This is a genomic window from Streptomyces sp. SAI-170, assembly GCF_049739565.1.
GTDB lineage: Bacteria > Actinomycetota > Actinomycetes > Streptomycetales > Streptomycetaceae > Streptomyces.
Genome location: NZ_JBMGQD010000001.1, coordinates 6,540,497 through 6,563,253, shown reverse-complemented (window position 1 = coordinate 6,563,253; position 22,757 = coordinate 6,540,497). Strand labels below are relative to the sequence as shown.

At 70.8% G+C, this 22,757-nt stretch carries 21 protein-coding genes; 9 read left to right on the top strand and 12 right to left on the bottom strand.

What is annotated here, in order from left to right:
• Nucleotides 1-91 precede the first annotated feature (91 nt).
• Nucleotides 92-2,650, bottom strand: a complete 2,559-nt coding sequence (locus RKD23_RS29485) for an FHA domain-containing protein (protein ID WP_424856448.1) — start codon at nt 2,648-2,650, stop codon at nt 92-94.
• 241 nt (nt 2,651-2,891) lie between these two features.
• Between RKD23_RS29485 and RKD23_RS29480 the strand changes: the two genes are divergently transcribed.
• Both RKD23_RS29480 and serB read left to right on the top strand, forming a co-directional pair.
• Complete coding sequence (locus RKD23_RS29480; protein ID WP_424856447.1) at nt 2,892-4,976, top strand: streptophobe family protein; 2,085 nt, start codon at nt 2,892-2,894, stop codon at nt 4,974-4,976.
• Between the two features lie 216 nt (nt 4,977-5,192).
• Complete coding sequence (gene serB, locus RKD23_RS29475) at nt 5,193-6,404, top strand: phosphoserine phosphatase SerB (protein WP_424856446.1); 1,212 nt, start codon at nt 5,193-5,195, stop codon at nt 6,402-6,404.
• A gap of 63 nt (nt 6,405-6,467) precedes the next feature.
• Here serB and RKD23_RS29470 read toward each other — a convergent pair whose 3' ends face one another.
• From RKD23_RS29470 to RKD23_RS29455, 4 genes are all read right to left on the bottom strand, one after another.
• Nucleotides 6,468-6,986: a SixA phosphatase family protein gene (locus tag RKD23_RS29470; protein ID WP_424856445.1), complete on the bottom strand. Its 519-nt coding sequence runs from the start codon at nt 6,984-6,986 to the stop codon at nt 6,468-6,470.
• 131 nt (nt 6,987-7,117) lie between these two features.
• Nucleotides 7,118-7,333: a hypothetical protein gene (locus RKD23_RS29465; RefSeq protein WP_424856444.1), complete on the bottom strand. Its 216-nt coding sequence runs from the start codon at nt 7,331-7,333 to the stop codon at nt 7,118-7,120.
• Nucleotides 7,334-7,503: 170 nt separating this feature from the next.
• Nucleotides 7,504-7,620 carry an SGM_5486 family transporter-associated protein gene (locus RKD23_RS29460; protein WP_086169366.1) on the bottom strand — a complete coding sequence of 39 codons (117 nt, stop codon included), beginning with the start codon at nt 7,618-7,620 and terminating at the stop codon, nt 7,504-7,506.
• A gap of 68 nt (nt 7,621-7,688) precedes the next feature.
• Entirely contained in the window at nt 7,689-9,080 is a 1,392-nt protein-coding gene (locus tag RKD23_RS29455; RefSeq protein ID WP_424856443.1) for a CynX/NimT family MFS transporter, read from the bottom strand.
• Nucleotides 9,081-9,150: 70 nt separating this feature from the next.
• Here RKD23_RS29455 and RKD23_RS29450 point away from each other — a divergent pair, with 70 nt between their 5' ends.
• Nucleotides 9,151-9,840 carry a FadR/GntR family transcriptional regulator gene (locus RKD23_RS29450; protein ID WP_424856442.1) on the top strand — a complete coding sequence of 230 codons (690 nt, stop codon included), beginning with the start codon at nt 9,151-9,153 and terminating at the stop codon, nt 9,838-9,840.
• Here RKD23_RS29450 and RKD23_RS29445 read toward each other — a convergent pair.
• From RKD23_RS29445 to fabG, 3 genes are all read right to left on the bottom strand, one after another.
• Complete coding sequence (locus tag RKD23_RS29445; protein WP_424856441.1) at nt 9,821-10,159, bottom strand: hypothetical protein; 339 nt, start codon at nt 10,157-10,159, stop codon at nt 9,821-9,823. The genes RKD23_RS29450 and RKD23_RS29445 overlap by 20 nt on opposite strands.
• Before the next feature lie 156 nt (nt 10,160-10,315).
• The gene (gene fabI, locus RKD23_RS29440; protein WP_404033793.1) at nt 10,316-11,083 is read right to left on the bottom strand and encodes an enoyl-ACP reductase FabI; all 768 of its coding nucleotides are present in this window, start codon (nt 11,081-11,083) and stop codon (nt 10,316-10,318) included.
• Nucleotides 11,084-11,088: 5 nt separating this feature from the next.
• Nucleotides 11,089-11,793 carry a 3-oxoacyl-[acyl-carrier-protein] reductase gene (fabG, locus tag RKD23_RS29435; RefSeq protein WP_424856440.1) on the bottom strand — a complete coding sequence of 235 codons (705 nt, stop codon included), beginning with the start codon at nt 11,791-11,793 and terminating at the stop codon, nt 11,089-11,091.
• Between the two features lie 284 nt (nt 11,794-12,077).
• Here fabG and RKD23_RS29430 point away from each other — a divergent pair, with 284 nt between their 5' ends.
• The 3 genes from RKD23_RS29430 to tyrS all read left to right on the top strand — a co-directional run bounded on the left by RKD23_RS29430 (nt 12,078) and on the right by tyrS (nt 16,403).
• Complete coding sequence (locus RKD23_RS29430; protein ID WP_424856439.1) at nt 12,078-13,601, top strand: TldD/PmbA family protein; 1,524 nt, start codon at nt 12,078-12,080, stop codon at nt 13,599-13,601.
• Between the two features lie 82 nt (nt 13,602-13,683).
• Nucleotides 13,684-15,078, top strand: coding sequence for a metallopeptidase TldD-related protein (locus RKD23_RS29425; RefSeq protein WP_424856438.1), 1,395 nt, complete (start codon nt 13,684-13,686; stop codon nt 15,076-15,078).
• 56 nt (nt 15,079-15,134) lie between these two features.
• A complete protein-coding gene (gene tyrS, locus RKD23_RS29420; RefSeq protein WP_424856437.1) occupies nt 15,135-16,403 on the top strand; it encodes a tyrosine--tRNA ligase in 1,269 nt (422 codons plus the stop codon).
• An 85-nt stretch (nt 16,404-16,488) separates the two neighbouring features.
• On the opposite strand, the gene RKD23_RS29415 is transcribed toward tyrS, so the two are convergent.
• Entirely contained in the window at nt 16,489-16,770 is a 282-nt protein-coding gene (locus tag RKD23_RS29415; protein WP_404033803.1) for a GlsB/YeaQ/YmgE family stress response membrane protein, read from the bottom strand.
• A gap of 178 nt (nt 16,771-16,948) precedes the next feature.
• Between RKD23_RS29415 and RKD23_RS29410 the strand changes: the two genes are divergently transcribed.
• Nucleotides 16,949-17,293: a DUF3099 domain-containing protein gene (locus RKD23_RS29410; RefSeq protein WP_424856436.1), complete on the top strand. Its 345-nt coding sequence runs from the start codon at nt 16,949-16,951 to the stop codon at nt 17,291-17,293.
• 220 nt (nt 17,294-17,513) lie between these two features.
• Nucleotides 17,514-17,732 (top strand): hypothetical protein, encoded by a 219-nt coding sequence (locus RKD23_RS29405; RefSeq protein ID WP_057618194.1) that lies wholly within the window; start codon nt 17,514-17,516, stop codon nt 17,730-17,732.
• 22 nt (nt 17,733-17,754) lie between these two features.
• On the opposite strand, the gene moaA is transcribed toward RKD23_RS29405, so the two are convergent.
• From moaA to RKD23_RS29390, 3 genes are all read right to left on the bottom strand, one after another.
• Nucleotides 17,755-18,744, bottom strand: coding sequence for a GTP 3',8-cyclase MoaA (moaA, locus tag RKD23_RS29400; protein ID WP_404033805.1), 990 nt, complete (start codon nt 18,742-18,744; stop codon nt 17,755-17,757).
• Between the two features lie 150 nt (nt 18,745-18,894).
• A complete protein-coding gene (locus tag RKD23_RS29395) occupies nt 18,895-20,514 on the bottom strand; it encodes a solute symporter family protein (protein WP_424856435.1) in 1,620 nt (539 codons plus the stop codon).
• Entirely contained in the window at nt 20,511-20,867 is a 357-nt protein-coding gene (locus tag RKD23_RS29390; RefSeq protein WP_404033809.1) for a DUF485 domain-containing protein, read from the bottom strand. Before RKD23_RS29390 ends, RKD23_RS29395 begins: the two co-directional genes overlap by 4 nt.
• 351 nt (nt 20,868-21,218) lie before the next feature.
• Here RKD23_RS29390 and RKD23_RS29385 point away from each other — a divergent pair, with 351 nt between their 5' ends.
• Nucleotides 21,219-22,745 carry a S8 family peptidase gene (locus tag RKD23_RS29385; RefSeq protein WP_424856434.1) on the top strand — a complete coding sequence of 509 codons (1,527 nt, stop codon included), beginning with the start codon at nt 21,219-21,221 and terminating at the stop codon, nt 22,743-22,745.
• Nucleotides 22,746-22,757 lie beyond the last annotated feature (12 nt).

Sequence of the window (22,757 nt, the reverse complement as noted above, 5' to 3'; positions counted from 1 at the left end):
GGACCTCACCACGTGTGCGCCGCAGGGCGGCACCCAACTGACGGGGTGCCGCCCTGCGGCGTATGCGTATGAGCTCTTGCTCTTGTGGGACCTACTTGCGCATGACCTCGGGCTCGTGGCGGCGCAGGAAGCGGGCCACGAAGAAGCCGCAGATCACGCCGAGCACGATGAGGGCGGCCATGTCCAGGCTCCAGGCGCCGACCGAGTGCTCCCACAGCGGGTCGGTGTCGGCGCCCTCCTCGGGCGGGCTGATCCGGTTGAAGTCCAGCGAGGCGCCGGCGGCGGCGACCGCCCAGCGGGACGGCATCAGATACGAGAACTGGTTGACGCCGACCGTGCCGTTCAGGGCGAAGAGGCAGCCGGTGAAGACGACCTGGATGATCGCGAACATGACCAGCAGCGGCATGGTCTTCTCGGCGGTCTTCACCAGCGAGGAGATGATCAGGCCGAACATCATCGAGGTGAAGCCCAGCGCCATGATCGGCAGGGACAGCTCGACGAGGGTGGCGCCGCCGAGGACGAGGCCCTCCTCGGGGATCTCGCGGGTGGCGAAGCCGATCACGCCGACCAGCAGGCCCTGCAGCACGGTGATCATGCCGAGCACGAACACCTTGGACATCAGGTACGCGGAACGCGACAGGCCCGTCGCACGTTCCCTCTCGTAGATGACCCGTTCCTTGATCAGCTCACGGACGGAGTTGGCCGCGCCCGCGAAGCAGGCGCCGACGGAGAGGATCAGCAGGACGGTGGTGGCCGTGCCGTTGGGGATGATCCGCCCGGACTGCGGGTTGGGCGGGTTGGGCAGCAGACCCCGGTCGGGGTCGATGAGCAGGCTCACCGCGCCGAGGACGGCCGGCAGGATCACCATCAGGGCGAGGAAGCCCTTGTCGGAGACGATCACCGAGACGTAGCGGCGTACGAGCGTGATGAACTGCGACATCCAGCCCTGGGGCTTGGGCGGCCTGATCGCCTGCATGGCCGGCATCTGTACGGCCTGCGGGGCGACGGCGTCGATGTCGGCCGCGTACATCTGGTAGTGCTGCGAGCCCTTCCAGCGGCCCGCCCAGTCGTAGTCGCGGTAGTTCTCGAAGGCGGAGAAGACATCGGCCCAGGTGTCGTAGCCGAAGAAGTTCAGCGCCTCCTCCGGTGGGCCGAAGTAGGCCACCGAACCGCCGGGCGCCATCACCAGGAGCTTGTCGCAGATCGCCAGCTCGGCCACCGAGTGGGTGACGACGAGGACGGTACGGCCGTCGTCGGCGAGGCCGCGCAGCAGCTGCATCACATCGCGGTCCATGCCCGGGTCGAGGCCCGAGGTGGGCTCGTCCAGGAAGATCAGCGACGGCTTGGTCAGCAGCTCCAGGGCGACCGAGACGCGCTTGCGCTGGCCGCCGGACAGGGAGGTGACCTTCTTGTCCTTGTGGATGTCGAGCTTGAGCTCGCGCAGCACCTCATCGATACGGGCCTCGCGCTCGGCGGCCGTGGTGTCGGCCGGGAAGCGCAGCTTGGCCGCGTACTTCAGGGCCTTCTTGACGGTCAGCTCCTTGTGCAGGATGTCGTCCTGCGGGACCAGACCGATGCGCTGGCGCAGCTCGGCGAACTGCTTGTAGAGGTTCCGGTTGTCGTAGAGGACCTCGCCCTGGTTGGCGGGCCGGTAGCCGGTGAGCGCCTTGAGCAGGGTGGACTTGCCGGAGCCGGACGGGCCGATGACCGCGATGAGCGACTTCTCGGGGACGCCGAAGGAGACGTCCTTGAGGATCTGCTTGCCGCCGTCGACCGTGACGGTCAGATGGCGGGCGGAGAAGGAGACCTCACCGGTGTCGACGAACTCCTCGAGGCGGTCGCCGACGATACGGAACGTGGAGTGACCGACGCCGACGATGTCGGCCGGGCCGAGCAGCGCGGAGCCGCCCTTGGCGATCGGCTGACCGTTGACGTAGGTGCCGTTGTGGGAGCCGAGGTCGCGGATCTCCATACGGCCGTCGGGCGTGGAGTGGAACTCCGCGTGGTGGCGGGAGACCTGCAGGTCGGAGACCACGAGTTCGTTCTCCAGCGCACGGCCGATCCGCATCACGCGGCCGATGGAGAACTGGTGGAACGTGGTCGGGCTGCGGTCGCCGTAGACCGGCGGCGCGCCCGCGCCCTGCTGGTGCGGGACCTGCGCGGCGGGCTGCTGCGGCGGCTGCTGCCAGCCGGGCTGCGGGGCCTGCTGCTGCGGTGCCTGTTGCGGGGGCGCCTGCTGCGGGGCCTGCTGGGCGGCCCAGCCGGGGCCCGCGCCCTGCGCCGCGCCCGGGGCCACGCCCTGTGCCGCGTACGGCTGCTGCTGCGGCTGCTGCGCCTGTGGTGCGCCGACGCCGGCCGCGGCGCCGGTCAGGCCGACGAGCGGCCCGTCGGTGGCGTTGCCCAGGTGCACCGCGGTGCCCGGGCCGATCTCCAGATGATGGATCCGCTGCCCCTGCACGAAGGTGCCGTTGGTGCTGCCGTGGTCCTCGATGACCCAACTGCCGCCGTTGAAGCTGATCGTGGCGTGCCGCCAGGAGACCCTGGCGTCGTCGAACACGACGTCTCCCTGCGGATCGCGTCCGAGTGTGTACGACCGGGACGGATCCAGCGTCCAGGTCCGTCCGTTTGATTCCAGTACGAGTTCCGGCACTCCATGCCCCACTGAGTTGTCCCCCGAGTTACCCCCGTCGCAGGGAGTCTAGGGATGTCGAACATCGGGGGGAACTATTTCAGTAGCGGCCCCCTGACCGAAAGTCGGGCCTTGTGAAGACCGCGTACAGCGCACTGACGCTTTGCCGTTGACGGGGGTTGAAACCTGCCCGGAGAGTGGTATTCCAGGCGAGCGGGACATGCGCGACGTTCGCGCCGTGCCGCGGGTCGGGGGGTCTGCCATGCGTACCGAGGCCGTGCGGACGGACACGAAGGTGCCCTGGATCGATGTCCTGCTGTCCGCGATCGCCGCTGTGAGCTGGGCGTTGATCGGTATGGCGACGACGGCCGGGCTCGGTCTGCACCTGCTGGACGCGGACACGCGGGGCGAACTCGGGCCGATGACGGCGGCGGTCGTGGCGCTCGGTGCCGGTGGTTCGGTGACGTCTTCCGGTGATGCGTCCGCGTTCGGGCCGGCGGGACCTGAGGGGCCGGCGGCCGTCGAGATCACGCCACTGGGCGTCAGTCTGGTCGGTGCGCTCCTTTTGTCCTGGTTCTTCCTACGATCCTTGCGAGCGGCCGGAGTTGTGGTCTCCCCGGCCGAACTCCTTGCGCGGGCAGGCTCGATGGTGGCGCTGTTCGTCGCGACGCTGGGCCTGCCGGTGTGGGCGGGACACGATGTGATCACGATCGACGCACCCTCGGGCGGGGTCGAGGTCCCCGGCCTCGGTGACCTCGACGGGTTGCTGCCGGACCGGGTCGGGGACCTGATCGACGCGAAGGCCTCCGTCGAGTTCGGCGTCGACACCGTGCCCACGCTGCTGGGCGGCGCCTGCTGGGCCGCCGGCGTGCTGCTCATCGCCCTGCTGGCCTCGCGCCGCACTCCCCTGCCGGCCCGGCTCGCCGTGGTGCACCGGGTCGTACGGCCGTCCGTCTCGGCCCTCGTGACCGTGCTGCTCGTCGCCGTCGCCGCCGGGTGGGCGGCCGCGGGGTGGGCCGCCCTCGACGACGACCACCCTCGCCGCATCGCCGGCGCGGCCCTGCTGGGCGCACCCAACGGCGTGTGGCTGGGCCTCCCGATCGGCCTCTTCGTCCCCTTCGACGGCGACGCCACGGGCCTGATGTCCCGCTTCCTTCCCGACCCGCTGGACGACCTCCTCGTCGACTCCGACCGGCCGGTGACCCTGCCCCGGCTGGCCGAGCTGGACGGACGGGTGTGGCTGCTGGGCGTGGCCGCGGCGCTGCTGATGCTCCTGGCGGGGGTTCTGGTGGGGGTACGCACGCCGACCGCGGCGGGGGCCGGGGACCTGCCCGGCGGCGGAGCCCTTCGCTTCGCCGGGGTGTGCGCGCTGCGGCTCGGGGTCGTGACGGCGCCGGCGCTGCCCCTGCTGGCCGCGCTGGTGGAGGTGTCCGTGGGCGCCTCGCTGCCGGTGAGCTCCGGGGTGCGCCTGGAGGGGCGGCTCGGCGTGGCACTGCTGCTGGGCGCGGCGTGGGGTGCGGGGGCCGGGGCCGCGGGTGCTCTGTTGGCCTGGGGATGCGGGGCCGCGGGGCGGAGGGCGGCGGCCTTGGCACTCGGTGACGTACGGAGGGAGACGCGGCGTTCGCCGGAGGTTGGTGCGCCTGGGGTGGCGGGGGCTTACTCGTCGGGGTCTGGGGCCGCGGGTTCGTACTCGCCTGGGGCTGGGGCGGCGGGGCCGTACCCGCCCGGACCCGGGTCGGCAGGACCGTACCCGCCAACGCCCGGATCGGCAGGACCCTACCCACCGACGCCCGGGGCGGTGGGGCCGTACTCGCCGGAGACTGGGTCCGCGGGTTCGTACTCGCCCGGGCCCGGGGCGGCGGGGCCGTACCCGCCCGGACCCGGGTCGGCAGGACCGTACCCGCCAACGCCCGGGGCGGCGGGGCCGTACTCGTCCACGCCCGGGGCACCGGGACCGTATTCGCCGGGTGCGCCCTATCGGGAGCCCAACCCTGCGACCAACCCGTATCTGCGGTTCCCGGAGGGGGTGCGGGCGGCGCCGGAGGGCGCCCGGCCGGAGGTGGAAGGGCGGGTGGTGTGGCCGGAGGCCGGAGGTGAGGGGGCGCAGACGGACGCGGGGCGCATGGTGATGTGGTCGGAGGTGGAGACGAGTGAGGAGGCCGGGGGTGCGGGAGAAGGGGTTGGGGGTGCCGGTGATCTCTACGGGGCTCCCACCGTGGCGCAGCCCGCTGAGCCGAGGCCGCGTGGGCCCGGGCGTCCGGGTGACCGTGGGAAGCGGCCGCCGACCTCGCCGGAGGAAGGGCCCCCGCCTCCGCCCGGGCCGCCGCCGCCACCCCGGGGGCGATGACGTGGGCGCACGGGTCGGCCGGGACCGCAGGGGGAAGGTGCCGGGGAGCCCGTGTCGCCCGATCGGCCCCTGGGCACATGGAGATGATCGACCAGGGAAATCCAGGTGTCGCCTCCGCGCCCGGTGCCCGACACCGAACGGACACGCGGTGTTCCGTGTCCGTCAGGCGGACCTCGGGGGCGCGCGGCACTGGGTGCCGGATACGGTGGGAGCACCATGAGTGCATCGCAGACCCCCTCTGACGTCCCCACCCTCCTTGTCAAGATCTTCGGCAAGGACAGGCCGGGCATCACGGCCGGACTCTTCGACACCCTCGCCGCCTACTCGGTCGACGTGGTCGACATCGAGCAGGTCGTCACCCGAGGCCGGATCGTGCTGTGCGCCCTCGTCACCGAGCCGCCGCACGGGATCGAGGGCGATCTGCGGGCGACCGTGCACAGCTGGGCCGAGTCGATGAAGATGCAGGCGGAGATCATCTCCGGCCTCGGCGACAACCGGCCGCGCGGGCTCGGCCGGTCCCTGGTGACGGTGCTGGGGCATCCGCTCACCGCGGAGGCGACCGCCGCGATCGCCGCGCGGATCACCAAGGCCGGCGGCAACATCGACCGTATCTTCCGGCTGGCCAAGTACCCCGTGACCGCGGTGGAGTTCGCGGTCTCCGGCGTGGAGACCGAGCCGCTGCGCACCGCGCTGGTGACGGACGCGGCGGCGCTCGGCGTCGATGTCGCGGTCGTCGCGGCGGGGCTGACCCGGCGCGCCCAGCGGCTGGTCGTCATGGACGTCGACTCCACGCTCATCCAGGACGAGGTGATCGAGCTCTTCGCGGCGCACGCCGGCTGCGAGGACAAGGTCGCCGAGGTGACGGCGGCCGCGATGCGCGGAGAGCTGGACTTCGAGCAGTCGCTGCACGCGCGCGTGGCGCTGCTGAAGGGGCTGGACGCCTCGGTCGTGGACAAGGTCCGCAGCGAGGTCCGGCTGACCCCGGGCGCCCGGACGCTGATCCGCACGCTGAAGCGGCTCGGCTACCAGGTGGGCGTCGTCTCGGGTGGTTTCACCCAGGTCACGGACGACCTCAAGGAGCGGCTCGGGCTGGACTTCGCCCAGGCCAACACGCTGGAGATCGTCGACGGCAAGCTCACCGGCAAGGTCACCGGCGAGATCGTGGACCGCGCGGGCAAGGCGCGGCTGCTGCGCCGGTTCGCCGCGGAGGCCGGCGTGCCGCTGTCGCAGACGGTGGCGATCGGCGACGGTGCGAACGACCTGGACATGCTGAACGCGGCCGGGCTCGGGGTCGCCTTCAACGCCAAGCCGGTGGTGCGGGAGGCCGCGCACACCGCGGTGAACGTGCCGTTCCTGGACACGGTCCTCTACCTGCTGGGCATCACGCGCGAAGAGGTCGAGGCGGCGGACACGCACCTCGTGGACTGAGCCGGACCCGCCTCCGGGGGCCCGGTGCCGCTGCGGTGCCGGGCCCCTGGTGCGTGCGGGTGGTCAGTCCGTCGGCGCCCAGTAGTCGAGCAGGGTGCCGACACCGGGCTCCAGGGACTTCCAGGAGCCCTCGAAGGACAGGACGGCGTACGCGGCGGCGGGGAAGCCGCGGCGGGTCATCCGCTCGGCGGCGTCGCCCTCGACCGTGCCGGAGAGGATGTCGGCCAGGCCGTGCACGCCGGGGTTGTGGCCGATGAGCAGGACGTTGCGCGCGTCGTCAGGGGTCTCGTTGAGCAGGGCGATCAGCTCGCCCGGAGACGCCTCGTAGACCCGCTCCTCGTAGACGGTCTTCGGGCGGTGCGGGAACTCATGGACGGCGAGCTTCCAGGTCTCCCGGGTCCGGGTCGCGGTGGAGCACAGGGCCAGGTCGAAGGGGATGCCGGTGTCGACCAGCTTGCGGCCGGCGGCTGCGGCGTCCAAGCGGCCCCGCTCGGCGAGCGGCCGCTCATGGTCGTTCACCGGTGGCCAGTCGGCCTTCGCGTGCCGGAAGAGGACAATCCTGCGGGCTTCTGCGACGCTCATGCGTCCCAGCTTCGCATGAAAGATGCCATGAGGCGCAGGGAGTTGGCAGGCGTCCCACCAGCTCGGAACACCGCTCGGAACACCGCTCGGATGACCACTCCGAACACCGCTGCGAACGGCCCTGACGGGGCCTAGTGCCCGAGCGTGAGCAGCTGCTGCGCGCGCTCCACGAGCTGGGCCACGGCCGGTTCGCCGCCGGTCGTGGCGTGGGCCTCGGAGGGGTTGAGTATGAGCGCGAACAGGGCGATGAAGGCGAGGGTGGGCAGCGCGAGGGCCCACCAGGGCAGGCGGGTGCCGACGCCGCCCGTGATCGCCGGGTGGGGCCTGGTGTGCGTGGGGGCCGACATGGGTGCCTCCGCAGCCTCTCGAACGGTCCGTGGTCCGCCTCTCGCGGCCACACTTCGAAGCTACGGGCTCCATGGCCCTCAACCCATCCGGTGATCCACCCACTTGACCCTGAGCCTCACCCCCTAGGGGATGGTGGGGCTAGCCCCACCACGGGCGGGCCAGGCCGGGCTCAGGGCGCGGCGATCGACGCGATGACGGCGATGATCACGAAGATGGCGAAGAAGGAGCCGAAGACGATCAGCATCTTCTTCTGGCCGTTCTGGGGGTTCGGGTCGAGCACAGGCATACCGCAAGTCTCGCACCCCGCGTCCGGGCCCACGCCTCGGGGTCGGAGCACCACCCCTGAGCCCCGGCTCAGACCGCCGCCTCGTCCTCCACCGTGCGGTCGCGGCCCGCGAGACAGCCGACGACCATCTGCGGCAGCATCAGCGCGGCCATGAGGGCGATGGGGACGCCCCAGCCGCCGGTGTGCTGGTAGAGGATGCCGACCAGGAGCGGGCCGGGGATGGAGATCAGGTAGCCGGTGCTCTGGGCGAAGGCCGACAGCTGGGCCACGCCGGGCCCGCTGCGGGCACGCATCCCGACCATGGTGAGGGCCAGCGGGAAGGAGCAGTTGGAGATGCCGAGGAGCACCGCCCAGGCCCAGGCGCCGCCCGCGGGGGCGAAGTAGAGGCCGGCGTATCCGGCGAGGCCGCAGACACCGAGCGCGAGGACGATCGGGCCCTGCTGGGGCAGCCGGGTGGCCAGCCGCGGGATGACGAAGGCGAGCGGCACGCCCATCACCATCGTCACGGCCAGGAGCACACCCGCGGTGGAGGCGGCCACACCCGCGTCGCGGAAGACCTGCGCCATCCAGCCCATGGTGATGTACGCGGCCGTCGCCTGGAGCCCGAAGAACACGGCCAGCGCCCACGCGGTACGGCTGCGGGTGATGCGCAGCCGCGCCGGCCCCGCCTCCCCACGCGCGTGTGCCGCCTTGCCCGAAGCCGCATCCCGCGCGGGAGCCTCGGCGGCAGGGGCCTCCCCCCGGTCCCCTGCCCCCGACGCCTCTGCGGCGGAACCCGCACCCCGGCCCCGTACGAACGGAATCCACGGCAGTACGGCGGCCACGGCGAGTGCCGACCACACGGCGAGACCCGTCTGCCAGCTGCCGCCCAGGGCGTCGGTCAGCGGGACGGTCGCGGCGGCGGCGGTGGAGGTGCCCAGGGCCAGGGCCATGGAGTACAGGCCGGTCATGGAGCCGACGCGGTCGGGGAACCAGCGCTTGACGATGACCGGCATCAGGACGTTGCTGACCGCGATGCCCATGAGGGCGAGCGCGCTGGCGGCCAGGAAGGCGGGCGTGCTGCCGGCGAAGGGCCGTACGAGCAGGCCGGTGGCGATGGCGGCCATGCCGGCGCACACCACGGCGGCGGGTCCGAAGCGGCGGGCCAGGCGCGGGGCGGTGACGCCGAAGACGGCGAAGCACAGGGGCGGCACGGAGGTGAGCAGTCCGGCCACGCTGCCGCTCATGCCGAGCCCGTCGCGGACCTCCTCGAGCAGCGCGCCGAGGCTGGTGATGGCGGGGCGGAGGTTGAAGGCGGACAGCACGATGCCGACGACCAGCAGACGCATCGGCCAACCCGTCAACGCGCGCGTGGCCTCACTCGTCGCCGGGTCGCGTTCCGTCGTACCGGTCCGCGTACGGGTCTGGGTCCTCGTGGGTGTCTTCGTGTGCGTCTCCTCGGCTGCCATGCCGACCATCATAGAATCATGGGATGATTGGTTGTCCATTCCCGGGTGGCCCGCGGCGGTCACGGACGTGCGAAGGTGAGCCATGCCCCTGAGCCATCCCCGTCGCTCGGCGCTGTCCGAGCAGGTCATCGCCGCGCTGCGGCATCAGATCACCTCCGGCGAGTGGCCGGTCGGCTCGCGCATCCCCACCGAGCCCGAGCTGGTCGAGCAGCTCGGGGTGGCGCGTAACACCGTCCGCGAGGCCGTCCGGGCGCTCGCGCACAACGGCCTGCTGGACATCCGGCAGGGCTCGGGCACCTATGTCGTGGCCACCAGCGAACTGGCCGGGGTGATGCACCGCCGCTTCGCCGACGCCGACCCGCGGCACATCGCGGAGCTGCGGGCCACGCTGGAGTCGAGCGCGGCGAAGCTGGCCGCCGAACGGCGTACGGAGCGGGACCTGCGGCAGCTGGAGACGCTGCTGCGGCGCCGCGAGGAGGCGTGGGAGTCCGGCGACAAGGAGGCCTTCGTGACCGCGGACGCCACGTTCCACCTGGCCGTGGTGGCGGCCTCGCACAACGACGTCATGACGGCGATGTACGCCGATCTGGGCGAAGTCCTGCGGGACTGGCTGCGCGACGACGTGGGCGAGGAGCTGACGCCGGAGACGTACATGGACCATGCGCGGTTGATGGAGGCGATCCGCGCGGGCGACGCGGAGACGGCGGCCACCGAGGCGGCGAGCTACCCGCTCGGCTGCCGCCAGGGGCGGCTCACAGCCGCTGGTGACTGATCCACACCGAGCGGATCTCCTTCCAGCACCGGCCGGCCAGCCGCACTGTCGTCGCCGGACCGATGTCCACCGGCGTGCTGTCGGTGTCGAGGTCCCACCAGCGGTCGCACTCGATGTGCAGCCGCACCCGGTCGATGTCGACATAGGCGTTGTGGCAGTGGGCGACCACATGGGATCCGCTGACACTGGTACGGCACTCGGCGCCGAACGGCGACGAGGTCTCCTCGGCCACGCGCGCGTGGGGCATCGCTTCGTACGGCGCGCAGAGGGCGAGTGCGACGGCGAGGGTCACTGGGGCCAGGCTGCGGGACAGGCGCACAAGGGAACCTCCTCGGCCGGGCTGGGGAGGGACATCACGCGTACTCCAGCCTGCCCGCTCGCCCCGGCCCCCCGCCCGGCCGGTTGAGCCGAACGAGTGACGCCCCGCTCCCCGCGCACTGCGGGAAACGGGGCGTCACCTGCGAAGAGGTGAGGGTCAGGCGCCGATGGCGTGCAGACCGCCGTCGACGTGGATGATCTCGCCGGTGGTCTTCGGGAACCAGTCGCTCAGCAGGGCGACGATGCCGCGGCCGGCCGGCTCCGGGTCCTGCAGGTCCCACTCCAGCGGGGAGCGGGAGTCCCACACGGAGGCCAGGTCGCTGAAGCCCGGGATGGACTTGGCGGCCATCGAGCCGAGCGGGCCGGCGGAGACGAGGTTGCAGCGGATGTTCTGCTTGCCCAGGTCGCGGGCCATGTAGCGGCTGGTGGCCTCCAGGGCGGCCTTGGCCGGGCCCATCCAGTCGTACTGCGGCCAGGCGAACTGCGCGTCGAAGGTGAGGCCCACGACCGAGCCGCCGTTCTGCATCAGCGGCAGGCAGGCCATGGTCAGCGACTTCAGGGAGTACGCCGAGACGTGCATGGCCGTGGCGACGGACTCGAACGGCGTGTTGAGGAAGTTGCCGCCGAGCGCGTCCTGCGGCGCGAAGCCGATGGAGTGCACGACGCCGTCCAGGCCGCCCAGCTCCTCGCCGACGATGTCGGCCAGCCGGGCGAGGTGCTCGTCGTTGGTGACGTCGAGCTCGATGACCTTGACGGGCTTGGGGAGCTTCTTGGCGATGCGCTCGGTCAGCGTGGGCCGCGGGAACGCGGTCAGGATGATCTCGGCGCCCTGCTCCTGGGCCAGCTTGGCGGCGTGGAAGGCGATGGAGGCCTCCGTCAGCACACCCGTGATCAGGATGCGCTTGCCCTCGAGAATTCCGCTCATGGTGATCAGTGACCCATTCCCAGTCCGCCGTCAACAGGGATGACGGCTCCAGTGATGTACGAGGCGTCGTCGGAGGCGAGGAACCGCACCGCCGCGGCGATCTCCTCCGGCTGCGCGTACCGGCCGAGCGGAACCTGCGACACGATGTTCGCGCGCTGCTCGTCGGTGAGCACCTTGGTCATGTCGGTGTCGACGAAACCGGGCGCGACGACGTTGAAAGTGATGTTGCGCGAGCCCAGCTCACGGGCGAGGGAGCGCGCGAAGCCGACCAGGGCGGCCTTGGAGGCGGCGTAGTTCGCCTGCCCCGCGGAGCCGAGCAGCCCGACGACCGAGGAGATCAGCACGACGCGGCCCTTCTTGGCGCGCAGCATGCCGCGGTTGGCACGCTTGACGACGCGGAAGGTGCCGGTGAGGTTGGTGTCGATGACCGAGGTGAAGTCCTCCTCGGACATGCGCATCAGGAGCTGGTCCTTGGTGACGCCTGCGTTGGCGACGAGGACCTCGACGGGGCCGTGGGCGTCCTCGATCTCCTTGTAGGCCTGCTCCACCTGCTCGGGGTCGGTGATGTCGCACTTGACGGCGAGGAAGCCGGCCGGCGGCTCACCCGAGCGGTATGTGATCGCAACCTTGTCGCCGGCGTCGGCGAAAGCGCGGGCGATGGCGAGGCCGATGCCCCGGTTGCCTCCGGTGACGAGAACCGAGCGGCTCAACGGATCACCCTTTCGATAGCGGTCTGTCTGACCCGCCCGAACACCTGGATGACAGGCGGCTACATCGAAAACCTATCGGGCCGCTCGCCTCGGCGGACAATCGGGCACCGACAGTGGCACAGGGGCCGCACTGTCGGATCCCTACAGAAGCGTGCCGGCTCCGGCCCGAAACATGTGGTCCGCGCGCTGGATGAGGGCCATGATCGGAGCTGCCGCCGCGCCGAACGGGCGTACCGCCGACGCATCCCTACAAATCCGATCCATCGCTACAGAAAGAGACGCCGGTGCCTCATAGCATTGACGAGTCGTTCACGGCCCTGCCTCTACGCGCCCTCGCCGACGCCGCGCTGGCACGCGCGCGTGCGCTGGGGGCCGAGCACGCCGACTTCCGTTTCGAGCGGGTGCGCAGTGCCTCCTGGCGGCTCAGGGACGCCAAGCCGGCCGGGACCTCGGACGTCACCGACCTGGGGTACGCGGTGCGGGTCGTGCACGGCGGGACCTGGGGCTTCGCCTCGGGCGTCGACCTGAGCATGGACGCGGCCGCGCGGGTCGCGGGCCAGGCGGTGGCGATGGCCAAGCTGTCCGCGCAGGTGATCAAGGCGGCGGGCTCCGACGAGCGGGTGGAGCTGGCCGACGAGCCCGTGCACGCGGAGAAGACGTGGATCTCGTCGTACGAGATCGATCCGTTCACTGTGCCCGACGAGGAGAAGTCGGGGCTGCTGGCGGACTGGAGCGCCCGGCTGCTGGCCGCGCAGGGCGTCGACCATGTGGACGCCTCCCTGCTCACCGTGCACGAGAACAAGTTCTACGCCGACACGGCCGGGACCGTGACCACGCAGCAGCGCGTGCGGCTGCACCCGCAGCTGACCGCGGTGTCGGTGGACGAGTCCAGCGGCGAGTTCGACTCCATGCGCACCATCGCGCCGCCGGTCGGCCGGGGCTGGGAGTATCTGACGGGCACCGGCTGGGACTGGGACGCGGAGCTGGCCGGGATCCCGGAGCTGCTCGCCGAGAAGATGCGGGCACCGAGCGTGGAGGCGGGGTCGTACGACCTGGTCGTCGACCCGTCCAACCTGTGGCTGACCATCCACGAGTCCATCGGGCACGCCACCGAGCTGGACCGGGCCCTCGGCTACGAGGCCGCCTACGCCGGGACCTCCTTCGCCACCTTCGACCAGCTCGGCAAGCTGCGTTACGGCTCGGAGCTGATGAACGTCACCGGTGACCGCACCGCCGAGCACGGCCTGGCGACCATCGGCTACGACGACGAGGGCGTCGCGGCCCAGTCCTGGGACCTGGTGAAGGACGGCACGCTGGTCGGCTACCAGCTGGACCGCAGGATCGCGCGACTGACCGGCTTCGAGCGCTCCAACGGGTGCGCCTACGCCGACTCCCCCGCCCATGTGCCGGTGCAGCGCATGGCGAACGTCTCGCTCCAGCCGGACCCGGCGGGCCTTTCGACGGAGGATCTGATCGGCGGGGTCGACCGCGGCATCTACGTCGTAGGCGACCGGTCCTGGTCGATCGACATGCAGCGCTACAACTTCCAGTTCACCGGCCAGCGCTTCTTCCGCATCGAGAACGGCCGGATCACCGGGCAGCTCAAGGACGTCGCCTACCAGGCCACGACCACCGACTTCTGGGGCTCGATGACGGCCGTCGGCGGCCCGCAGACCTATGTCCTGGGCGGCGCCTTCAACTGCGGCAAGGCCCAGCCCGGCCAGGTCGCCGCCGTGTCCCACGGCTGCCCGTCCGCCCTGTTCCGGGGCGTCAACATCCTCAACACCACCCAGGAGGCCGGTAAGTGAGCGCCGACATCAGGATCTGCCGGGGGTCCGGGGGTCGTCCCCCGGGCAAGCACAGTCTGAACACCACCCAGGAGGCCGGTCGATGAGCGCCCGCGCGAGCAAGCCGTACGAGATCGTCGAGCGGGCTCTGGAGCTGTCCCGCGCGGACGGGTGTGTCGTCATCGCCGACGAGCAGTCGACCGCCAACCTGCGCTGGGCGGGCAACGCGCTGACCACCAACGGCGTCACGCGCGGGCGCACGCTCACGGTGATCGCCACTGTGGACGGCAAGGAGGGCACGGCCGCGGGCGTGGTGTCGCGGTCCGCGGTGACCGCCGACGAGCTGGAGCCGCTGGTGCGGGCCGCCGAGGCCGCCGCGCGCGGGGCCGCGCCCGCCGAGGACGCCCAGCCACTGGTCACGGGCGTGGCCGCGTCGCCCGACTTCACGGACGCGCCCGCGGAGACCTCCTCCGCGGTGTTCGCCGACTTCGCCCCGGCGCTCGGCGAGGCCTTCGCACGCGCGCGTGCCGGGGGCCGCGAGCTGTACGGCTTCGCCAACCACGAGCTGACGTCCAGCTATGTCGGGACGTCGACGGGGGTGCGGCTGCGGCACGACCAGCCCAACGGCACGCTGGAGCTCAACGCCAAGTCGCCCGACCGCACCCGCTCGGCCTGGGCGGGCCGCTCCACACGGGACTTCAAGGACGTCGACCCGGCGGCGCTGGACGCCGAGCTCGCCGTGCGTCTCGGCTGGGCCGAGCGGAAGATCGAGCTGCCGGCCGGGCGGTACGAGACGCTGCTGCCGCCGACCGCGGTCGCGGACCTGCTGATCTATCAGATGTGGTCGGCGTCGGGCCGGGACGCCGCCGAGGGCCGGACGGTGTTCTCCAAGCCGGGCGGCGGCACCCGGATCGGCGAGAAGCTCACCGACCTGCCGCTGACCCTGCGCAGCGACCCGAACGAGCCCGGCCTGGAGGCGCTGCCGTTCGCGCTCGCGCACGCCTCCGGCGGCGACGCGTCGGTGTTCGACAACGGCCTGCCGCTCGCGCCCACCGAGTGGATCGACCGCGGCGAGCTGAAGAACCTGATCACCAGCCGGCACACGGCGGGCCTGACCGGGCTGCCGCTGGCGCCGGGCGTGGACAACCTGATCCTGGAGGGCGGCGAGGACCGCTCCTTGTCGGAGATGATCGCGAACACCGAGCGCGGGCTGCTGCTGACCTGCCTGTGGTACATCCGCGAGGTCGACCCGGCGTCGCTGCTGCTCACGGGCCTGACCCGGGACGGCGTCTACCTCGTGGAGAACGGCGAGGTGACCGGCGAGGTGAACAACTTCCGCTTCAACGAGTCCCCGGTCGGCCTGCTCGGCCGGATCACCGAGGCCGGGCGCACCGAGCGCACGCTGCCGCGCGAGTGGAGCGACTGGTTCACCAGGGCCGCGATGCCCGCGGTGCGGGTCCCCGATTTCAATATGAGCTCTGTCAGTCGGGGCGTATAACCTCATAGGCGTGGTCGCTCGACCACACATAGATCATCCGAGGAGACACGAGAACCGTGACGGACATCGTCGACGAGCTGAAGTGGCGCGGGCTCATCGCCCTCTCCACTGACGAGGACGCATTGCGCAAGGCGTTCGCGGACGGCCCCGTCACGTTCTATTGCGGCTTCGACCCGACCGCGCCCAGCCTGCACCTGGGCAACCTCGTGCAGATCCTGACGATGCGCCGGATCCAGCAGGCGGGCAACCGCCCGCTGGGTCTGGTCGGCGGCGCCACCGGCCTGATCGGCGACCCCAAGCCGACCGCGGAGCGCACGCTGAACGACCCGGAGGTCGTCGCGGGCTGGGTGGCGCGGCTGCGCGGCCAGATCGAGCGGTTCCTGGACTTCGAGGGACCGTACGCCGCGACCATGGTCAACAACCTGGACTGGACCCAGGGCATGTCGGCCATCGAGTTCCTGCGGGACGTCGGCAAGCACTTCCGCGTCAACAAGATGATCTCCAAGGAGGCGGTCGCCCGACGGCTGCACTCCGACGCGGGCATCAGCTACACCGAGTTCAGCTACCAGATCCTGCAGGGCATGGACTTCCTGGAGCTGTACCGGCGCCACGGCTGCGTGCTGCAGACCGGCGGCAGCGACCAGTGGGGCAACCTCACGGCGGGCGCCGACCTGATCCACAAGGTCGAGCCGCATGCGGCGGTGCACGCGCTGGCCACGCCACTGATCACCAAGGCGGACGGCACAAAGTTCGGCAAGACCGAGTCGGGCACCGTGTGGCTGGACGCGGAGATGACCACGCCGTACGCCTTCTACCAGTTCTGGCTGAACGCGGACGACCGTGACGTCTCCAAGTTCCTGCGCATCTTCAGCTTCAGGTCCCGCGAGGAGATCGAGGAGCTGGAGAAGCAGACGCAGGAGCGGCCGCAGGCGCGGGCGGCTCAGCGGGCCCTCGCCGAGGAGCTGACGACGATGGTGCACGGCGCGGAGCAGACCGCCGCCGTCATCGCCGCGTCCAAGGCGCTGTTCGGTCAGGGTGAGCTGGGCGACCTCGACGAGAAGACCCTCGCCGCCGCGCTCTCCGAGGTGCCGCACGCCCGGGTCGCCGAGCTCGCGCCCGTGGTCGACCTGTTCGCCGAGGTCGGCCTGGTCCCGAGCAAGTCCGCCGGTCGGCGGACCGTGAAGGAGGGCGGGGCCTACGTGAACAACGTCAAGGTCACGTCCGAGGACGCGGTCCCGGCGAAGGAGGACCTGCTGCACGGGCGGTGGCTGGTGCTGCGGCGCGGCAAGAAGAACCTGGCTGCCGTGGAAGTGACCGAGGCCTGAGAAAAGCGCCCCAAAGGGGCGCGGGGAACGGCGCGACCAGCCACGACGAACGGTCAGCCGCACAAAGCCCGCGCCCCGACGGCGCTCAGGCGCGCTGGTGCTTCCTCTTGCCCAGCGTCGCCATGTACAGCATGTCCCCCACCGCCACAATGATCACGGCGGCGATGAGCTGGAAGATGTGCCGGCTCCAGTCGATGCCGGACGTCTCCTCGACCCCGAATCCCCGGGCCATCGCGTTGCCGGCGATCGCGCCGAGCATGCCGAAGATGGTGGTCAGCCACAGGGGGCTGTGCTGCTTTCCGGGGATGATCGCCTTGGCGATCAGACCCAGCACGAACCCGACGATGATCGCCCACAACCAGCCCATGGCTGCCTCCCTGTTCGGCTCCGGTTCGGCTCCCCGCGAGCATTGCCCTCAGTCTGGGCTCGGTCCTCGTACGCCGCATGTCGGCGTCGGCCGTACGTGGGAGGGGCGACGGCGTTCGCGCAGGCAGAAGGGGAACCCGGTCTCGTACGCGACGCAGGCGCGGCGTACCGTGGACGTCATGCGGATGCGGCATTCAGGCAGCAGCGGCGCCCAGGTCTATCGGATCACCGGAGCCCGGCAGGGGCTCCATGACGATGTCCGCGGCCGGCAGCGCCGGTACGTGATCTCGATGAGCGTGCGGACGGTGTCGGTGGTCCTGGCCGCGGTGCTGTGGAACGTGGAACGGCACGTGGCGATCGTGGCGCTGGTCCTGGGGCTGATCCTGCCGTACATCGCGGTGGTGATCGCGAACGCGGGCCGGGAGAACGCGCCCGGGCTGCCGTCGACGTTCGTGGAGATGCCGGCCAAGCCGATGATCGCGCCGCCTCGGGACGGGGAACACGAGCCGACCGAGCAGTCCTGAGTGTGCCGGTGCGGAGGTGAGCGCGAAAGCCCTGTCATCGCCCGCGCGCAAGCTCAGGAAAAGCTCAGATCAATCATGTGCTTCCGGTGCCCGGCAACCGGTTACCCGTGACATACTTCGTACGCGCTCCGCATCCCCCGTCGGAGCGACAGACCGACGCCGGGCAGCTCCCCCCGTGGCTGCTCGGCGTCGCCTTTTGTGTGCGGCTGTGAGACGAAGCGTGAGTGACGAGACCCCGATCTGTTCCGCCAAGGGCTGCCGTGCCGACGCCGTGTGGGTGCTGGCGTGGAACAACCCGAAGATCCATACGCCGGAGCGGCGCAAGACGTGGCTCGCCTGTGAGGAGCACCGGGAGCACCTGTCCCAGTTCCTGGGCGTGCGCGGGTTCCTCAAGGACGTCGTGAAGTTCGAGGACTGGCAGGCCCCCGAGGGGGCCTAGCCCTCCCGGCCCTGTGAGGGGCTCAGCCCCCGATCGCCGACATCGGCCGGTCCGGCTGGACGAAGGTCGGGTCGTCCAGGCCCGCTCCCGCCTTCTTGCCCCACATCGCCAGGCGCCAGATGCGGGCGACCTCCTCGTCGGGGGCGCCCGAGCGCAGGGCGGCGCGCAGGTCGGTCTCCTCGGTGGCGAAGAGGCAGGTGCGTATCTGGCCGTCGGCGGTGAGGCGGGTGCGGTCGCAGGCGGAGCAGAACGGGCGGGTGACGGAGGCGATGACTCCGACGACATGCGGGCCGCCGTCGACGACCCAGCGCTCGGCCGGGGCGGAGCCGCGCTTCTCGTCGCCCTCGGGCGTCAGCTCGAAGCGGGTGCGCAGCGAGGTCAGGATGTCCCCGGCGGTGATCATGCCGTCGCGCTTCCAGCCGTGCTGGGCGTCGAGGGGCATCTGCTCGATGAACCGCAGTTCGTAGTCGTGCTCCACGGCCCAGGCCAGCAGGTCGGGGGCCTCGTCCTCGTTCAGCCCCGGCATCAGCACCGAGTTGACCTTCACCGGGGTCAGGCCCGCCTCGCGGGCGGCGTACAGGCCCTCCAGGACGTCCTTGTGGCGGTCGCGGCGGGTGAGGGTCTTGAAGACGTCGGGGCGCAGGGTGTCCAGGGAAACGTTGACCCGGTCGAGGCCTGCGGCCTTCAGGGCGGACGCCGTGCGCTTGAGGCCGATGCCGTTGGTGGTCAGCGACATCTGCGGGCGGGGCTCCAGGGCGGCGACGCGCTCGACGATGCCGACCAGGCCGGGGCGCAGCAGGGGCTCGCCGCCGGTGAAGCGGACCTCGCGGATGCCGAGGGTGCGCACCGCGATGTCGATCAGGCGGACGATCTCGTCGTCGGTGAGCAGGTCGGGCTTGGCCAGCCACTGCAGGCCTTCCTCGGGCATGCAGTAGGTGCAGCGGAGGTTGCACCGGTCGGTGAGCGAGACCCTGAGGTCGGTGGCCACCCGGCCGTAGGTGTCGATGAGCACGTGGGCCCCTCCCCGGACTGCGGATCGCACGTTTTCCGTCACCTGCGAGCCTACGTGACGCCACCGACAACGACACCGTCCCGATCCACCAGGTAAGACGCGGCCGGGTCGTAGGGAGCTACGACACGGCCGCGCCAGGGGTTCGTGCGATCAGTGGGCGCCGGTGCCGGTCAGGGACCTGACCTCGAGCTCGGCGTACTTGGCGGCGTCGGGCTCCTCCTTGGAGACGACGGTGCCGAGCCAGCCCATCAGGAAGCCGAACGGGATGGAGATGATGCCCGGGTTCTTCAGCGGGAACCAGGCGAAGTCGACGTCGGGGAACATCGCCTTCGGGTCGCCGGAGACGACGGGCGAGAACAGCACCAGGCCGACGGCGACGATCAGGCCGCCGTAGATCGACCACAGGGCGCCCTGGGTGGTGAACCTCTTCCAGAACAGGCTGTAGAGGATGGTCGGCAGGTTCGCCGACGCGGCGACCGCGAAGGCGAGCGCGACCAGGCCGGCCACGTTGAGGTCGCGGGCGAGGGCGCCCAGCAGGATGGAGACCGCGCCGATGCCGATGGTGGCCAGGCGGGCCGCCCGGACCTCCTCCTTCTCGGTGGCCTTGCCCTTCCTGATGACGTTCGCGTAGATGTCGTGGGCGAACGACGAGGACGAGGCCAGAGTCAGACCCGCGACCACGGCGAGGATGGTCGCGAAGGCCACCGCGGAGATGGTGGCGAGCAGGATCGCGCCCCAGGCGGAGTCGACGCCGCCCAGGTGCAGGGCGAGCAAAGGTGCCGCGGTGTTGCCGGACGGGTTGGAGTCGATGATCTCCTGCTGGTCGATCAGCGCGGCCGCGCCGAAGCCGAGCGCGATGGTCATCAGGTAGAAGCCGCCGATGATGCCGATGGCCCAGTTCACGGACTTACGGGCGGCCTTGGCGTTGGGCACCGTGTAGAAGCGGATCAGGATGTGCGGCAGGCCGGCGGTGCCCAGGACCAGAGCGATGCCGAGGGAGATGAAGTCCAGCTTGGAGGTGCCGGTGGCGCCGTACTGCAGGCCCGGCTCCAGGAAGGCGGCACCCTTGCCGCTGTTCTCGGCGGCCTTGCCGAGCAGGTCGGAGATGTTGAAGTCGAACTTCAGCAGCACCAGGAAGGTGATCAGGATGGTGCCGCCGATGAGCAGCACGGCCTTGACCATCTGGACCCAGGTGGTGCCCTTCATGCCGCCGATGGAGACGTAGACGATCATCAGGACGCCGACGAGGGCGACGATGAGGACCTTGCCCGCGTCGGAGGTGATGCCGAGCAGCAGGGAGACCAGGACGCCGGCGCCGGCCATCTGCGCCAGCAGGTAGAAGATCGACACGACGATGGTGGAGGTGCCGGCCGCGGTGCGGACCGGGCGCTGGCGCATGCGGTACGCCAGGACGTCGCCCATGGTGTAGCGGCCGGAGTTCCTGAGCGGCTCGGCGACCAGCAGCAGCGCCACCAGCCAGGCGACGAGGAAGCCGATGGAGTACAGGAAGCCGTCGTAGCCGAAGAGGGCGATGGCGCCGGCGATGCCGAGGAAGGACGCGGCGGACATGTAGTCGCCGGAGACGGCGAGGCCGTTCTGGAAGGCGCTGAAGCTGCGGCCGCCCGCGTAGAAGTCGGCGGCGTCCTTGGTCTGCCGGCCCGCCCATACGGTGATGACGAGCGTGGCCACGACGAACAGGCCGAACAGGGTGATGATGAGCGGCCGGTGCTCGCTGGCTTCATTGGCCGCCAGGGTGATCGCGGGGCTCATGCGCCGCCCTCCATCCGGGACTTGATCGCCTCGGCCTTGGGGTCGAGCTTCGCGGCGGCGTGCCGCGCGTACCACCAGGCGATGAGGAACGTGGTGAGGAACTGGGCGAGGCCCAGCGCGAGGGCGACGTTGATGTTGCCGAACAGCTTGGTGCCCATGAAGTCGCCGGCGTAGTTCGACAGCAGGACGTACAGCAGGTACCAGGCGATGAAGGCGATGGTGAGCGGGAAGGCGAACGAGCGGTGGGCGCGGCGCAGTTCACCGAACTCCGCGCTCTCCTGCACGGCGGTGAACTCCTCGGCGGAGGGCAGCCGTCGTGTGCTGCTCGACGGGGGCGGTGTCTCGGTGGCCACGGAGTCTCCTCGCGGTGCGGCGGGCATACGGCTTTGACCTCATAGTGACGTGGATCACATGACCGGCCGGTGACTGTACTGCCTCCGGCGGCGATCCGACAGGGGCTCGATCGTGCTCGTGCGCCCTGCTCAACGTCACGGCGCCGCGCACGACGCGGTTCAACCGGATTTCCACGACTTGCGCGCGCGGCCGAGGGAAAACCCTCGGAGCCTCAAGTCAGGGGTCCTGGAACATTGCTGGCCAGCGAGTTCGGGGGATAGCTTCGGCCCTGCACCAACCCCGTCATGTACCTGCCCGAGTGCCCACTGATGCCTCGGGCCGGTTCCGTTTCAGGATGATGTGGAGACCCCATGGCTCATCTGCCTTCCAGACGCCGTCTCGCTCTCGCCGTGCCCGTCGTGCTGTCGCTGACCGCCTCGCTCGGCTTCCTGCCGTCCGTCGCCTCCGCGGCTCCGGTCGCGGAGTCCGGTGTGCAGGCGCAGGACGCCTCGACGCTGTCCTACGTCGTCAACACCAGGACGGACCACCGCACGATCGAGTCGGTGAAGAAGGCGATCGCCGCGGCCGGCGGCTCCGTCGTGATCGCGTACGAGAAGATCGGCGTGATCGTCGTCCACTCGGCGAACCCGGACTTCGGCAAGCAGATACGCACGGTGCGCGGGGTGCAGTCGGCCGGCGCCACGCGTACGGCGCCGCTGACGCCCGCGAGCACCACCGAAGAGGGGGCCGTCGACTACCTGACGGCCGCCGAGGCCGCGAAGGTCGAGGCCGCGGCGACCCCGGGCAGCGAGCCGCTCGAGGCCGACCAGTGGGACCTGCGCGCCATCGGCGCCGACAAGGCCGCGACGATCAACCCGGGCAGCTCGAAGGTGACCGTCGCCGTCATCGACACCGGAGTCGACGACACGCACCCCGACATCGCCCCGAACTTCTCCAGGTCGCAGTCGGCCAACTGCGACGGCGGTGTCCCGGACACCAGCGAGGGCTCCTGGCGCCCGTACACGCCGCAGGACTACCACGGCACCCATGTCGCCGGTGAGATCGCCGCCGCCCGCAACGGCGTCGGTGTGGCCGGTGTCGCGCCGGGCGTGAAGGTGTCGGCCATCAACGTCACCGACCGCACCAACGGCCTGTTCTACCCGGAGAGCGTGGTCTGCGCGTTCGTGTTCGCCGCCGACCACGGCGTGGAGATCACGAACAACAGCTACTACGTCGACCCGTGGCTGTACAACTGCATGGACGACCCCGACCAGAAGGCGATCGTCGACGCGGTCAACCGAGCCCAGCTGTACGCCCAGAAGAAGGGCACCCTGTCGCTGGCCTCGGCCGGCAACTCCAACCACGACCTGGACTCCGACGCGATCCTGGACGACTCCAGCCCGGACGACTCCACCGCGGTCGACCGCACCATCGACCCGCACGAGTGCTACGACGTGCCGACCCAGCTGCCGGGCGTCGTCACGGTCAGCGCGACCGGCGTGAAGAGCCTCAAGTCGTACTACTCGTCGTACGGCAAGGGTGTCGTGGACGTGGCCGCGCCGGGCGGTGACCGCCGCTACCAACTGCCGGACACCCCGTCGAAGGACGGCCGCATCCTGTCCACCATGCCCAACGGCGGCTACGGCTTCCTGCAGGGCACCTCGATGGCCGCGCCGCACGCGTCGGGTGTCGCCGCGCTGCTGAAGTCCAAGCACCCGTGGGCGACCCCGGCCGCGCTGCAGGCGATGCTCAAGGCGCAGGCGGACCCGACGGCCTGCCCCGAGTCCTACGACCAGGACGGCAACGGCACACAGGACGCGACCTGCGTGGGCGGGCCGCAGTACAACGGCTTCTACGGCTTCGGCATCGTCAACGCGCTGGACGCGGTGACGAAGTAAGGGACATCCCAT

Coding starts and splice junctions, on each gene's coding strand:
- RKD23_RS29480 (WP_424856447.1), top strand. CDS start 2,892: ATGCGTACCGAGGCCGTGCGGACGGACACGAAGGTGCCCTGGATCGAT.
- serB (WP_424856446.1), top strand. CDS start 5,193: ATGAGTGCATCGCAGACCCCCTCTGACGTCCCCACCCTCCTTGTCAAG.
- RKD23_RS29470 (WP_424856445.1), bottom strand. CDS start 6,986: ATGAGCGTCGCAGAAGCCCGCAGGATTGTCCTCTTCCGGCACGCGAAG.
- RKD23_RS29465 (WP_424856444.1), bottom strand. CDS start 7,333: ATGTCGGCCCCCACGCACACCAGGCCCCACCCGGCGATCACGGGCGGC.
- RKD23_RS29460 (WP_086169366.1), bottom strand. CDS start 7,620: ATGCCTGTGCTCGACCCGAACCCCCAGAACGGCCAGAAGAAGATGCTG.
- RKD23_RS29455 (WP_424856443.1), bottom strand. CDS start 9,080: ATGATGGTCGGCATGGCAGCCGAGGAGACGCACACGAAGACACCCACG.
- RKD23_RS29450 (WP_424856442.1), top strand. CDS start 9,151: ATGCCCCTGAGCCATCCCCGTCGCTCGGCGCTGTCCGAGCAGGTCATC.
- fabI (WP_404033793.1), bottom strand. CDS start 11,083: ATGAGCGGAATTCTCGAGGGCAAGCGCATCCTGATCACGGGTGTGCTG.
- RKD23_RS29425 (WP_424856438.1), top strand. CDS start 13,684: ATGAGCGCCCGCGCGAGCAAGCCGTACGAGATCGTCGAGCGGGCTCTG.
- RKD23_RS29415 (WP_404033803.1), bottom strand. CDS start 16,770: ATGGGCTGGTTGTGGGCGATCATCGTCGGGTTCGTGCTGGGTCTGATC.
- RKD23_RS29410 (WP_424856436.1), top strand. CDS start 16,949: ATGCGGATGCGGCATTCAGGCAGCAGCGGCGCCCAGGTCTATCGGATC.
- RKD23_RS29395 (WP_424856435.1), bottom strand. CDS start 20,514: ATGAGCCCCGCGATCACCCTGGCGGCCAATGAAGCCAGCGAGCACCGG.
- RKD23_RS29385 (WP_424856434.1), top strand. CDS start 21,219: ATGGCTCATCTGCCTTCCAGACGCCGTCTCGCTCTCGCCGTGCCCGTC.